This is a genomic window from Runella zeae DSM 19591, assembly GCF_000423565.1.
Taxonomy (GTDB): Bacteria; Bacteroidota; Bacteroidia; order Cytophagales; family Spirosomataceae; genus Runella; species Runella zeae.
On sequence record NZ_AUIF01000010.1, the window covers coordinates 344,365 to 357,572 of the forward strand.

At 43.2% G+C, this 13,208-nt stretch carries 11 protein-coding genes; 8 read left to right on the forward strand and 3 right to left on the reverse strand.

Annotated elements, in window-relative coordinates; translation table 11 throughout:
* The first annotated feature begins 237 nt into the window (after window positions 1-237).
* The 4 genes from G563_RS0103600 (at window position 238) to G563_RS0103615 (ending at window position 6,043) form a co-directional block, all read left to right on the forward strand.
* Window positions 238-1,731, forward strand: coding sequence for a reverse transcriptase family protein (locus G563_RS0103600; protein ID WP_028664099.1), 1,494 nt, complete (start codon window positions 238-240; stop codon window positions 1,729-1,731).
* A gap of 35 nt (window positions 1,732-1,766) precedes the next feature.
* Window positions 1,767-3,296, forward strand: coding sequence for a serine hydrolase domain-containing protein (locus G563_RS0103605; protein WP_028664100.1), 1,530 nt, complete (start codon window positions 1,767-1,769; stop codon window positions 3,294-3,296).
* Window positions 3,297-3,423: 127 nt separating this feature from the next.
* Window positions 3,424-4,767, forward strand: a complete 1,344-nt coding sequence (locus G563_RS0103610; protein WP_028664101.1) for a Gfo/Idh/MocA family protein — start codon at window positions 3,424-3,426, stop codon at window positions 4,765-4,767.
* A 112-nt stretch (window positions 4,768-4,879) separates the two neighbouring features.
* Window positions 4,880-6,043, forward strand: coding sequence for an AIR synthase related protein (locus G563_RS0103615; RefSeq protein ID WP_028664102.1), 1,164 nt, complete (start codon window positions 4,880-4,882; stop codon window positions 6,041-6,043).
* A 71-nt stretch (window positions 6,044-6,114) separates the two neighbouring features.
* Here G563_RS0103615 and G563_RS37885 read toward each other — a convergent pair whose 3' ends face one another.
* Together G563_RS37885 and G563_RS0103625 are read right to left on the reverse strand one after the other, a co-directional pair.
* Complete coding sequence (locus tag G563_RS37885) at window positions 6,115-6,282, reverse strand: hypothetical protein (protein ID WP_157585046.1); 168 nt, start codon at window positions 6,280-6,282, stop codon at window positions 6,115-6,117.
* Window positions 6,283-6,285: 3 nt separating this feature from the next.
* On the reverse strand, window positions 6,286-6,594 hold the full coding sequence (locus G563_RS0103625; protein WP_028664103.1) for a hypothetical protein: 309 nt from the start codon (window positions 6,592-6,594) through the stop codon (window positions 6,286-6,288).
* A gap of 308 nt (window positions 6,595-6,902) precedes the next feature.
* Between G563_RS0103625 and G563_RS0103635 the strand changes: the two genes are divergently transcribed.
* Window positions 6,903-7,220 (forward strand): hypothetical protein, encoded by a 318-nt coding sequence (locus tag G563_RS0103635; RefSeq protein WP_028664104.1) that lies wholly within the window; start codon window positions 6,903-6,905, stop codon window positions 7,218-7,220.
* A gap of 95 nt (window positions 7,221-7,315) precedes the next feature.
* On the opposite strand, the gene G563_RS0103640 is transcribed toward G563_RS0103635, so the two are convergent.
* Window positions 7,316-7,873, reverse strand: a complete 558-nt coding sequence (locus G563_RS0103640) for a Uma2 family endonuclease (protein WP_028664105.1) — start codon at window positions 7,871-7,873, stop codon at window positions 7,316-7,318.
* 181 nt (window positions 7,874-8,054) lie between these two features.
* Here G563_RS0103640 and G563_RS0103645 point away from each other — a divergent pair, with 181 nt between their 5' ends.
* The 3 genes from G563_RS0103645 (at window position 8,055) to G563_RS0103655 (ending at window position 12,935) form a co-directional block, all read left to right on the forward strand.
* Entirely contained in the window at window positions 8,055-8,837 is a 783-nt protein-coding gene (locus tag G563_RS0103645; RefSeq protein WP_028664106.1) for a hypothetical protein, read from the forward strand.
* A gap of 97 nt (window positions 8,838-8,934) precedes the next feature.
* Window positions 8,935-11,586: an alanine--tRNA ligase gene (alaS, locus tag G563_RS0103650; protein WP_028664107.1), complete on the forward strand. Its 2,652-nt coding sequence runs from the start codon at window positions 8,935-8,937 to the stop codon at window positions 11,584-11,586.
* Between the two features lie 428 nt (window positions 11,587-12,014).
* On the forward strand, window positions 12,015-12,935 hold the full coding sequence (locus G563_RS0103655; protein ID WP_028664108.1) for a hypothetical protein: 921 nt from the start codon (window positions 12,015-12,017) through the stop codon (window positions 12,933-12,935).
* Window positions 12,936-13,208: the final 273 nt, after the last annotated feature.

A 13,208-nucleotide genomic window follows, 5' to 3' on the forward strand; every position in this document is an offset into this window, starting at 1 on the left:
GTTTCGTCGTTCGTGAAATATGACTTTACATGCGTCACTAAATACAATCTTTACTGTGAGGGCTGCACCCCCATAGGGCTTTTACAGTATGGCTTCCTTGAAGCAAAAGCCCCTATGGGGGTGCGCCCTCTTGGAGTTGATTGATTTAGTCCTGAGTATGATCGAAGAAAATTTCTTGAATTTGCTCCCCCTTTCTTATCTTAACTGAAAGAAAGGGGTTTTATTTAAATAAGCACTATGTCCGAACGCCTCACCCGTCAACAAATCTACGACCGCATTCGCCAAACCTCACGCGATGAATTCATTTTATCGGAGATGAAGCGGCTCGGATTCTGGCAAACTGACGCCAATCAACCCAAACTCTCTGAAGCACTTATCGACAAAGAAAGAGAGCTCTATCAAGAACTAAATGAGCTGTCTCAGAAACAGCGCCGCTATGCTAATAAACAGGCGATGCTTGCCGAAATGCGCAAGTCTCGTTTAGAAGCTTCAAAAAAAAGAAGACAGGAAACAAAAGCTAAAAATGAGCAGCGCCGCCAACAAAAAGCCGAGGCGTGGAAAGTTCACCAACAATATTCTATTGGTTATTTGGGTGAAGGGGTCTCTGGAGGCTTGAATCAAACACAAAGCAATCCCCAACAGCTTGCACTCCTAGGCTTACCCGATTTTAGGAGTCCTTTTCAACTAGCTCAAGCTATGGGAGTTTCTCTAGGTCACCTTCGATTTTTGGCTTTCAACAGGACCGTCTCTAAAATTTCTCATTATAAGCGTTTTTATCTTCCCAAGAAGTCTGGCGGAAAGCGATTAATATCTGCCCCAATGCCTTTACTGAAAAAGGCGCAATACTGGATATTAGAAAATATACTCTATAAAATACCTTCCTCAGAAGCGGCTCACGGGTTTGTACCTAAAAAATCTATTCTTTCTAATGCCCAAAACCACACTGGCCAAGATATAGTGGTCAATATCGATTTAAAAGATTTTTTTCCCACTATTACCTATCATCGTGTCAAAGGTTTGTACCATAAATTAGGCTATTCCGAACAAATAGCTACCATTCTGGCATTAATTTGTACAGAGCCTGAAGTCGATATTGTAAAGATTGATAGCCAAATTTATTATACCGCCAAAAGTATCCGAAAACTTCCGCAAGGAGCCCCTACCAGCCCGGCTATTACGAATCTTATCTGTCACCGACTCGACCTTCGTTTTCAAGGATTAGCCCAAAAGTTAGGCTTTAATTACAGCCGCTACGCCGATGACCTATCTTTTTCGGGGGCTAGTGAAGGCTCAAAGTTAGTAGGGCAATTACTGTGGAGTATTCATAAAATTGTCAAAGATGAGGGTTTTGTCGTTCATCCTGAAAAAATAGCAGTCATGCGTAAAGGTACTCAACAACGAGTAACAGGCATTATTGTAAATGAGAAAGTGGGTATAGATCGACAAATGTTACGTAAATTCCGCGCACTCATTCATCATATTGAGCAATCAGGCGTACAAGGTAAAACTTGGAATAATAGTAAAAACCTAGAAGCTTCTATGAGAGGATATGTCAACTTTGTAAGTATGATAAAACCCGAACAAGGAGCAAAATTTAAAATGAAGCTAGATGCTATTTTTGGACAAAAAGAAAAAACATCTACCTCTCGACCCATCAAAGATATTCCTCCTCCATCACCTCCTTTTCAAGATTCAAATGATGATGACAAAGCATGGTGGGAGGTAGTTTAGAAAAAACTATCATCAACTAATTTCTAGCTATCCCAATGAAAAACTTTGTCTATTATTTCCTATTTAGTTCAATCGTATCTATTGCACACAGTCAATCCTACCGCCCGCCTGTCTTTACCGACCCTGATAGGGTGAAGAAAATCGAAGCTGTTTTTCCTACTCTTGATAAAATCTATAAAGAATACGCCGAAAAAAATCATTTTCCGGGATTTACCTATGGAATCGTAGTAGACGGAAAGCTGGTCCATGCCCATAGCCTCGGCTATACCAACCTCGCTCAGAAAACCCCCGCTTCCACTGAGTCACTTTTCCGGATTGCATCGATGAGCAAGAGTTTTACCACTATGGCCATTTTACAGCTCCGTGATGCTGGCAAACTCAACCTCGACGAGCCCGCCAGCAAGTACATCCCAGAGCTTGCTTCCGTAAAGCTCCTCACTGCCGATGCTCCGGCGATTACGATTCGGCACCTTTTGACTCACGCAGCGGGATTTCCGGAAGACAACCCTTGGGGCGACCGTCAACTCGCGGATACGAACGAGGAGCTAATTAAACTCCTTCAAAGCAAAATTGCCTTTTCAAATACACCAGGTATCACTTACGAATACAGCAATCTTGGAATCACGCTTTTGGGATATATTATTCAAAAAGTATCGGGCAAAACCTATCAGCAATTCATCAACGAAAATATTTTCAAACCCCTCGGCATGACGCATACCAAGTGGGAATACACCGAAATCCCGGCCGATAAACTCGCCCACGGCTATCGGTGGCGCGACGGCCAATGGACCGAAGAGGCCCTCCTTCATGACGGGGCGTGGGGAGCTATGGGGGGGCTGATTACGTCAATCGAAGATTTTAGCAAATACATGGCGTTGCATTTGGCGGCGTGGCCTCCCAAAGACGACACCGACAATGGCCCTCTCAAACGTAGCTCGATTCGCGAAATGCACCAACCTTGGAACATCAGCAGTTTTTTGCCCCAATACAAATACCCAAGCGGTCGTACATGTGGTACAGTATCTGCCTACTGCTATGGACTCAACTGGATGCGCGACTGCGACAACCGTGTGTATATAGGCCATAGTGGTGGCTTACCCGGCTTTGGGAGCAATTGGCGCTTTTTGCCCGAATATGGCATAGGAGTAGTTTGTTTTGCCAATGTTACTTACGCCCCTACTGTACCTATTAATCTCAGGGTTTTGGATACACTTATCATCAGTGCACAGTTACAACCTCGGCAATTACCCGCTTCTGATATTCTTAAACAACGGCAAAAAGACCTCACGCAAATCTTGCCAGATTGGAAAAATGCCGAAACGAGCGGTCTTTTCGCCGAAAACTTCTTTGCGGATTACTCACTTGAAGCCTTAAAAAAAGAAGCCAATACTCTCTTTGCTAAAGCTGGGAAAATTTTGAATATCAAAGAAATAGTGCCCGAAAATCAGCTTCGGGGTCGTTATCTTATCGAAGGGGAAAAGGCCACGCTGTGGGTGTCGTTTACGCTTACGCCCGAAAGTTCACCTTTGATTCAGGAATATCATATTGGGGAGGTGAAGAAGTAGTATTCTTAGGAAGTCGCAGATACACAAAGTATTCTTTATCTGCGACTTTGCCCTTTTGCCCCTTGTCTTGGATTATTACATTAGATTGTTTCTTCTTCCTGCTTTTGCCTAAAAACGCACTGAACCTATGCAAACTTCACGCAGGAAATTCATACGCTCAGCCTCTGTATTGACCGGAAGCAGCCTCTTTTCATTTGCTCCTTTAGAAATACTGGCAAGCCAACGCAAGCGCGTATCGGCCAACGAAAAAGTGCAACTGGGTGTCATCGGTTGCAACGGCATGGGTTGGTCTGATTTACGCTCACACCTTCAGCTAAGCGACGTAGAATGTATCGCCCTTGCCGATGTGGATCAAAATGTACTCGACCGCCGCGCTGCCGACGTAGAAAAAGCGCAAGGTAAGCGCCCACAGTTATTCAAAGACTACCGCAAAATGCTCGAAAACAAAGACATCGACGCGGTCATCATCGGTACTCCCGACCACTGGCATTGTCTCGCCCTGACCGACGCCTTGGCCGCAGGCAAGCATGTGTATTGCGAAAAACCACTTGCCAATTCCATTGAAGAATGTAACATCATGTTGGCCGCCGCCAAACGTTCCAACAAAATCATTCAAATCGGACAATGGCAGCGCAGTGGTTCGCATTACGAAAAAGCGATTGAATATGTGCGTTCGGGCAAATTGGGCAATATTCGTTTAGTGAAAGTTTGGGCCTATCAGGGCTGGATGGAACCCGTTCCGGTCAAACCCGACAGTGCCGTACCAGCCGGCGTAGATTATGACATGTGGCTCGGTCCCACCAAAAAGCGACCATTCAACCCCAACCGTTTTCACTTCAATTTCCGCTGGTTTTGGGATTATGCAGGTGGTTTGATGACCGATTGGGGCGTACACGAAATCGACATTGCCTTGTATGCCATGAACGCCAAAGCCCCTAAATCTGTCATGGCTTCGGGGGGTAAATTGGCCTACCCTGACGATGCCTCCGAAACACCTGATACGCTGCAAACGGTGTACGAATACGAAGGTTTTAATATGCTGTGGGAACACGCAACGGGGATTGACGGCGGCAACTATGGTCTTACCGAAGGGATTGCCTTTATTGGAAATAATGGTACGCTTGTATTGCACCGAGGTGGATGGTCGTTGCACCCCGAAACTCAAAATAAAAACGGTATCAAAGTTTATAAAATCGAAGACATTCCTGACCAAGCTCGCAACGGAGATTATCTCAATGACCATACCAAGAATTTTATTCAGGCCATTAAAGACAATAATCCCAAAATCCTGAAATGCGGTATTGAGACTGGAAGCGTGGCTGCTATCAATGCCCACATGGGAAATGTAGCCTACAAAACAGGCCGAAAGGTATATTGGGATGCCACCACAGGCTCATTTAAAAATGACGCTGAAGCCAATGCCCTCATCAAAGCTCATTATAACAACGGCTGGCAGTTGCCAAAAGCATAGTAAAGTACGAGCGCAGAGCCACCCTTCCTGTACTCAAACTGACATAACGGAAAGAATTTAGAAAATGAGGCGCAAAAGTGATAACTTTGCGCCTCATTTTGTTTTCATCCCCATGACTGAACGTTACCTTCAACGGGGCGTATCGGCTTCAAAAGAAGACGTACACCGTGCCATTGCCAACCTCGACAAAGGGCTTTTCCCTAAGGCATTTTGTAAAATTGTACCTGATACCCTCGCTGGCGATCCTGAATATTGTACTATCATGCACGCCGACGGCGCTGGCACCAAAACCTCTTTAGCGTATCTGTACTGGAAAGAAACGGGAGACTTATCAGTGTGGAGAGGCGTGGCCCAAGATTCTATCGTCATGAATACCGACGATCTCATCTGCGTAGGAGCGACTGGCCCCATGTTGATTTCGTCGAGTATCGACCGCAACAAAAACAAAATTCCGGGAGAAGTCATTGCCGAAATCATCAATGGTACCGAAGAAGTACTAGAAATGCTCCGCAGTCACGGAGTTGAAATATATAGCACTGGTGGCGAAACCGCCGACGTAGGCGATTTGGTACGCACTATTACGGTCAACAGTACGGTAATTGCCCGTATGAAACGTGCGGAAGTGATTTCAAACGACAACATTCAAGCAGGAGATGTCATTGTAGGCCTCGCTTCTTTTGGACAAGCTACTTACGAAAACACTTATAACGGTGGTATGGGAAGCAATGGCCTCACTTCGGCTCGTCATGATGTGCTTGATAGCTATCTTGCCCCCAAATACCCCGAAAGCTTTGACCCTGAAGTACATAGTTCGTTGGTTTATAGTGGCTCCAAACGCCTCACTGACCCCGTAGCCAATACGCCCGCCAATGTCGGCAAATTGATTCTTTCTCCCACTCGCACCTATGCGCCCGTTGCCAAAACGCTCTTAGATGAGCTTCGGCCACAGATTCATGGAATGGTACATTGCAGCGGAGGGGCGCAAACCAAAGTATTACATTTTGTTGATAATCTGCACGTTATCAAAGACAATCTATTCCCCCTTCCTCCGCTTTTTAAGCTTATCCAAGCCGAAAGTGGTACGAGTTGGCAAGAGATGTATAAGGTATTCAACATGGGTCATCGCCTAGAAGTATATCTTCCAGAAACCTATGCCCAACGCGTCATTGAGATCGCGCAATCATTCGGAATTGAGGCCCAAGTTATTGGTCGTGTAGAAGCCAATGAAGGCAAAAAAGTGACCATACAGAGCGAATTTGGGGAGTTTGTTTATTAGAAATTTCTTCTCTGATAAGTTAGATTGCCATGCTATCCCATAGAAAGAAAGGACAGCATGGCAATCTATTTTTAGCTATTCCCCTCGACAGCAGTCAGTTGTATTACCTTCCCTTTAGCGGTTTGGGAAGTTGACAAAAACTTTTCTTGCGAAGCATACCACTTCCAGCCTGCCACTAAAAAGATGGCACCCATCAACAAAAAGCCCAAAGCAGCAACCGATTTTGAGGATTTGCGCATTATTTAGGGTTTTAGGGGGCGGCGACTTCTTCTCATTGGATTGGGAGTGCGATATACACTTCCACTATCTTGGTGCATTTTAAGGGTTGCATTGGGCATATTATCATTAGATTGTGCCAACAGAATAGGCATATTATCCTCATTGGCATAGACAATGCTCGAATCCTGCGAAAAACGATATTCCTTGGGCGAATATAGTTTAGGATACGCCTTTTGAGATTTTGAGGGTTTGGACGGCACTCGTAACTCTAGCTTTTGTCCCCAAGCTACCGAGACTCCCAGTACTAAAAAACAAGTAAGAATTATTTTCATGACCCTAATGGTTAATTTTATAACAAATATATAAAGTTTTGTTTTATATCAAATCAGTTCAAAGCAACAAATAAAAATCAAGTATTTTTACTCTACAATTTACATCAAAAAATATGTTCTTTTGTGATATTAAAACCTAATCTTTGACAGCCATGCCTTTAGCCAAGGAGAAGTTATATTATGTAAAAACGGGCTTTGTAAGTACATTTTGTGATACCGATACAGACCGAATTATTTATTTGTAAATAACTATGCTTTACCTAACTTTAAATCGTGTTGGGCAGAGTATATATAACTAAAAAACACTTATGAAATCACTGTTTAAACCTAACGAAAATGCTATTCAAACATTCGTAGCGTTTGTTTTTGGACCTATTCTAATGGTCGTCATGATGGCACTCCAATTAGGAGAAAAGGGTGTCTATTTACAAGGTGCATTGATTTTTTTGGCGGTTCTTTCGCTGTCTTTTTATCTGTGGAAACGAAAGAAATATTCAGCAATGAAAACCCGTTTGATAAGTGCCCTTGTACTTGTATTGATAGTGTTTGTATATACCAAACTACAACAGCATTTTTTTGTGGAACCCCAAGTGAAAAGCATCACCAATTTCCACAAAAATAAATAAGTAAAATCGTTGCCCTTCTCAACGCTCCCTAATCTCTTCTTGGAATGAGGCGACATTAGGGAGCACAAAACCAAATAGTTATAACATTTTTCTTCCTACTCCTCCGCAAAGATTTCTTTTAAATTGGTTTCAAATCCAGCCAAGACACTAGAACGTACAATGTCTTGCTCTTCTGCGGATGAAAACAACCGATACTTACCGTTTTCAAGCACGTATACCAAAACTACTTCATTGCGCGGGTCCACTAGCCAATATTCTTGTACGCCAAATCGCTCATAATCTTCCTTCTTCTCAATATAATCGCGTGCTACTGACCCCTTCGATACCACCTCCACAATCAGCGCAGGACTGCCTTCAATGGCGCTCTCACCCACTATCTGTGCCTGTTGTTTGGCAATAAACACCAAGTCAGGTTGGCATACTTCTCCTGGCGCAAAATGAACATCAATGGGGGCAAAAAGTACTTCTCCCAATCGATTGGAAATCACAAAATAATCTAAAAGTCTAAACAAGCGTTTAGAAATCCGTTGGTGTTGGGGTTTGGGGGCAGGTGACATATCAATTAAATTAAAATGACGCAATTCGTAGCGCGATTCGGGCGGTAGCTCGCGGCGCATTCGTTCGTATGTCCACTCCTCAGTACTTACAATCATAGCCGTAATGGTTGTGTGTCTTCTATGCAAGTTAATCAAAATCAAATCATAATCAGAAAGCTACGGCATTTTTCCGTAATTTTGCAGCCCAATAATTAGGACCTTGGAGAAGGCGACGATAGACATTGGGCAGATTATGTTTAATTTCATACGTACCCGCCTTTCCAGTCAATTGCCAAACATGGAAATGAAAAAAAAATCACAATTTTCTATAATCTTGCTATTTGTACTATGCAGCCAACTCAATGCCCAACAAGATACCCTAAAATACAAACCCGACCACTTATACTACGAAGATTTGCCATTTGGACCTTACTCTATAAATGGTCATAAAATTCATTTACCATCTTATCTTGAAGAAAACCCAAAAGCATGGAAAGAATACGAAATTCAAGCTAAAAAACAAGACCAAGGTTTGGCCTTTGGCCTTATTGGTACAGCATTTGCAGCCGCAGCACTAGGACAAATTGGCCAAAAGGGAAGCAGGTTAGTGCCTTTTGCTGTTGTAGGGGTAGTTTCAATGGCACTTTCATATCCTTTTGAGCGCATAGCGGCAAAACATGCTGAAAGAGCTATCAGAATTTATAACGATGATATTTTAAGTAAATATGCCAAAGGTGATTCTGCTTTCTACAAATCTAAAATCATTTTGTATGATAAAGCTACAAAAACGCATACTCTCGACGGACGTGGATTTTGTTTGAGTTACTACTTAAAGCAATATCCATTGGCTTGGAAAGAATATCAGCTTTCAAAACGAAAACAAACATCTTTTACCATATTTATGATGGTGGGGCTTGGAGGATTAGTAGCTGCTCTTGGTCAAATTGGTCAAACGAACAATAGGGCTTGGCCACTTGCATTAGGAGGTGTTACAACTTTGACAATAGGAGCTTTGATTAACAATAAAAAGTCCAAAAAGCACCTAGAAAACGCAGTGAATTACTACAATGCTCGAAGGTAAACTCTCCAGATTCTTCTACTCCCAATACTAAAATCATTGTCTAGCTTTTTTGACAAGAAATATTCCATTTATTTGAACATTATACATTCCACAAGAAATGACCTCCCACGAAATTCGCCAAGCATTTTTAGATTTTTTCAAAAGTAAAGGCCACCTTATCGTACCTTCTGCGCCGCTTGTGGCCAAAAATGACCCCACGCTCATGTTCAACAACTCGGGCATGGCGCAATTCAAAGACTTTTTCTTGGGCAATGGCACGCCACCGAGCAAACGCATAGCCGACACCCAAAAGTGCTTGCGAGTAAGTGGTAAGCACAACGACCTAGAAGATGTAGGATTTGATACCTATCACCATACCATGTTTGAAATGCTCGGCAACTGGTCGTTTGGTGATTATTTCAAAAAAGAAGCCCTTGCATGGTCGTGGGAATTGCTCACCGAAATCTATCAACTCCCCAAAGACCGCATCTACGTATCGGTGTTCAAAGGCGACGAAAAAGACGGTGTTCCCTTTGACCAAGAAGCGTGGGATATTTGGAAAGCGATTTTGGGCGGAGAAGACCGTATCATTTTAGGAAATAAAAAAGACAATTTCTGGGAAATGGGCGATGTAGGCCCCTGTGGCCCATGTTCGGAAATCCACATCGACCTCCGCGACCAAGCCGAAGTAGACTTGAAGCCGGGTAAAGAACTTGTCAATGCCGATCATCCGCAAGTAGTCGAAATCTGGAACAACGTATTCATGCAGTTTGAGCGCAAAGCCGATGGGTCACTCATTACGCTTCCTGCCAAACACGTGGATACGGGTATGGGCTTCGAGCGCCTTTGTATGGCGATTCAGGGCAAAAAATCAAACTATGATACCGATATTTTCCAAAATACCATTCAGGTCATTGAGAAAATGTGTGGTAAACAATATGGCGCCGAAGGCACCCTCAGCACTACCAACTATACCGATATTGCGATGCGGGTCATTGCTGACCACCTTCGGGCGGTAAGTTTCGCCATTGCCGACGGGCAACTTCCATCCAATGCCAAAGCAGGTTACGTGATTCGCCGCATTTTGCGCCGCGCTATTCGCTATGGCTATTCATATTTGGGCTTCAATGAGCCTTTTATGAGTCAACTTGTTCCTGTTTTAGCTGACCAATTCAAGGATGTTTTTCCCGAACTTAAAGCCCAAGAAGACTTTGTTACTCGCGTAGTGCTAGAAGAAGAAAAGAGCTTCTTACGCACCTTAGAATTGGGAATTAAGCGCTTCGAGTCTCTTAGTCCAACGGGAGGAGTCATTGATGGAAACATCGTATTTGAACTCTCAGATACCTACGGTTTCCCGGTAGATTTGACGGCGCTTTTGGCCAAAGAAAAAGGCTACAAAATCGACGAAAAAGGCTACGAAAAGGCGTTGGCTGAACAAAAAAATCGTAGCCGCCAAGATGCCGCCAAAGAAGCGACCGACTGGGTAGAAGTAAACGAAGGGGGCGATTTTGAGTTTTTGGGCTACGAAACCCTCGAAGCTACCGCCCAAATCGTCAAATACCGCAAAGTCAAAACCAAAGCGGGGGAAGAATACCATATCGTACTCGACCGCACACCTTTCTATGCCGAAATGGGTGGACAAGTAGGCGATTCGGGGATGCTTGTGGTAGGTCATGGCGACCAAGCCGTAAGTATCAACATTGCCGATACGAAAAAAGAAAATGACCTCTTTGTCCACATCTCTCGTGACAAAAACCTAGAGGAGGTACTTGCTACTCCCGATTTTGTGTTGGCCTCGGTCGATGCGCACCGTCATCAAAACATCATGCGCAACCACACGGCAACGCACTTGATGTTGGCCGCGATGCGCCGCGTGTTGGGTACGCACATCGTTCAGAAAGGTTCGTACCAAAACGACGAAGTGACCCGTTTTGACTTTTCGCACTTTGCTAAAGTCACCGACGAAGAACTCGCGCAAGTAGAAGATATTGTAAATGCCAAAATCCGCGCCAATATTCCCCAAAAAACCTATGTCAATGTACCAATTGATGAGGCTATCAAAAAAGGTGCAACGGCCACTTTTGGAGAAAAATACGGTGATTTTGTTCGCGTCGTAGAGTTTGACCCCAATTTCTCAGTCGAACTTTGCGGGGGTACGCACGTGCCTGCTACGGGCGAAATTGCGCTCTTTAAGTTTATCTCAGAAGGTTCGGTATCGGCAGGGGTTCGTCGGGTAGAAGCCGTAACGGGCGAAAAAGCCCTCGAAATCATCCGCCAACAGGCAGAGGTAATTAACCAATTAGAAGGCTTGTTTAAAGGCCAAAAAGACCTTGTCAAAGCCGTTGAAGGTCTTTTGGCCGAAAAAGCTGCTTTACAAAAACGCATCGAAGCCCTCGAAAACGAGAAGTTGGCGCAAGTAAAAGAAAGCTTGTTGACCCAAGTAACGCATAACAACGGCGTTGCCAGCCTCGTCGCTCGCGTGGAGGTACCGAACGCCGACGCCCTGAAATCGCTCGTTTATCAGTTGAAAGAACAATCACAAGCGCCATTCTATATTGTTTTAGGAACAGTATTGGGCGGCAAACCACAATTGGCCGTAATGCTTTCCGACGACTTAGTAGCCCAAGGCAAACACGCAGGCAACATCGTGAAAGAACTTGCCAAAGAAGTAAAAGGCGGCGGTGGCGGCCAACCTTTCTTCGCTACCGCAGGTGGTTCTGATGCCAGTGGCTTGGATGCCGCTTTAGCTAAAGCGAAAGGGATTTTATAACAATTCTCAATCATAGCACGCCCCTGCTCTTGTTCGGATGAATGAGGGCGGGGGCGTTTTTGTTTGGTGTAATATCCGTTTACTCATTGATAAACAACCTTTTTAACCCACCAAAAGCATTTCAGTAATCTTCAAATACCCGTTTCCTCAAACCCCATGCCTTTAGGCTGGGGGCTGTAAACAAAAGCGTGCCCTAGGGCTTCAGCCCTGAATTTTGCGCATCAATATTCCAAAATTCAGGGCTGAAGCCCCAGCGTTGCGATGTTTATTCCTATGCCCCAGCCTAAAGGCATGGGGTTATAGCAGTTTTGAGCTTACAGTTTTTAAATCAGCGTAATACCACTTAATCAATTGGCATCTGTTTGTTGGCAAAAGGAATCTTCTTTATTGAGACTTATTCGTAAATTAGCCTATCAAATAAATGCGAAATGTTAGAACAAAATTATTTACTGGTTGATATTTTAAAGAAAAGGACTGGAGGAGTTGCGAACCTCAACGGGATTTCTTATCAGTTAAATTATGCAGTATTACAACTACTCTATCTTAATATACCTGGCCAATATGTACAGCTCGAAGGCATTGAAGATGTTGATTTAAGATTCCAAACAGATAGCATTTTTTGTCAGTTAAAATATGCTCACTTAGAAAAAGATAGACTCACTTCATCCAAACTAATCGAAAAAAACACCCTAAAAAACATTTTTGAAGTTTATCAGAGAGGTGTATCAGCAAAGTTCAAAATTATCCATAATCACAATGTTTCAGACTCTAATCTAAAACCTTTTATAACCCAACAATGGAATTCTCAAATAGTCAATTTTTGGAATCAACAGTTACCATTTTTGAATGATAATGCTATTGATTTTTTGAATAAAGTTACAATTGAGCGTTTATCAGAAAAAGAACTCGATAACGAAGTCAATAAATTATTATTATCTCGTATAGATACGCACATTACCAGCTACATAGCGTTGAAGAATGCCCTTTTTGTCAATGCTTTCAATTGGTCTCGCCAAAGAAAAAAAGTTTTTAGAAAAGATATTGATTCTATTTTTTCTCAACATATTGAGCTAATATCTTCAGGCATTCAAAATGATGCTTTAAAGTATAGATGGATACAAAAGATTGATTTTGAGTTTGTAACAAATCAAGATGTCAGAGATTATTTTGAAGGGAAAGCAGCCCAGCCTGTTCATATTGTTCAAAAATTACCAGTTGAACGACCTCACTGGAAAAATAAAATCATTGAGACCATTGAAAACTTTGATGTTATAATAGTGAAATCGTCAAGTGGACAAGGTAAATCAACGCGGGCGCAAACCAAATTGTCGCTTAAGCGGCGTGTTTGAGGCCCATTTTTAGGGCGATTACATTGCGTAAGCTATCTCTTTTCTGACTTTTAAAAACGGTACGCATATTGAGTACCGCGCTTAGTCCTTTAGTCCAACGTTGTCCTACGAGCTTGCACCTTTGCTGCACCACTGTGCTAATGGCCGATTCAATAGCCCCACTCCCAATACAGCCCGATATTCATGGTATTTCATTCGGTATCGATTATGTTGGTAGTACTTCATAAGGCTATCTGCCTGCTGCTTGAGATGCTGACTTTTGCAGGTATTTTT

Bases quoted from the DNA above. Each gene is read 5' to 3' on its own strand.
- G563_RS0103625 (WP_028664103.1), bottom strand. From the start codon at position 6,594: ATGAAAATAATTCTTACTTGTTTTTTAGTACTGGGAGTCTCGGTAGCT.
- G563_RS0103655 (WP_028664108.1), top strand. From the start codon at position 12,015: ATGTTAGAACAAAATTATTTACTGGTTGATATTTTAAAGAAAAGGACT.
- G563_RS0103640 (WP_028664105.1), bottom strand. From the start codon at position 7,873: ATGATTGTAAGTACTGAGGAGTGGACATACGAACGAATGCGCCGCGAG.
- G563_RS0103645 (WP_028664106.1), top strand. From the start codon at position 8,055: ATGGAAATGAAAAAAAAATCACAATTTTCTATAATCTTGCTATTTGTA.
- alaS (WP_028664107.1), top strand. From the start codon at position 8,935: ATGACCTCCCACGAAATTCGCCAAGCATTTTTAGATTTTTTCAAAAGT.
- G563_RS0103605 (WP_028664100.1), top strand. From the start codon at position 1,767: ATGAAAAACTTTGTCTATTATTTCCTATTTAGTTCAATCGTATCTATT.
- G563_RS0103635 (WP_028664104.1), top strand. From the start codon at position 6,903: ATGAAATCACTGTTTAAACCTAACGAAAATGCTATTCAAACATTCGTA.
- G563_RS0103600 (WP_028664099.1), top strand. From the start codon at position 238: ATGTCCGAACGCCTCACCCGTCAACAAATCTACGACCGCATTCGCCAA.
- G563_RS0103610 (WP_028664101.1), top strand. From the start codon at position 3,424: ATGCAAACTTCACGCAGGAAATTCATACGCTCAGCCTCTGTATTGACC.
- G563_RS37885 (WP_157585046.1), bottom strand. From the start codon at position 6,282: ATGCGCAAATCCTCAAAATCGGTTGCTGCTTTGGGCTTTTTGTTGATG.
- G563_RS0103615 (WP_028664102.1), top strand. From the start codon at position 4,880: ATGACTGAACGTTACCTTCAACGGGGCGTATCGGCTTCAAAAGAAGAC.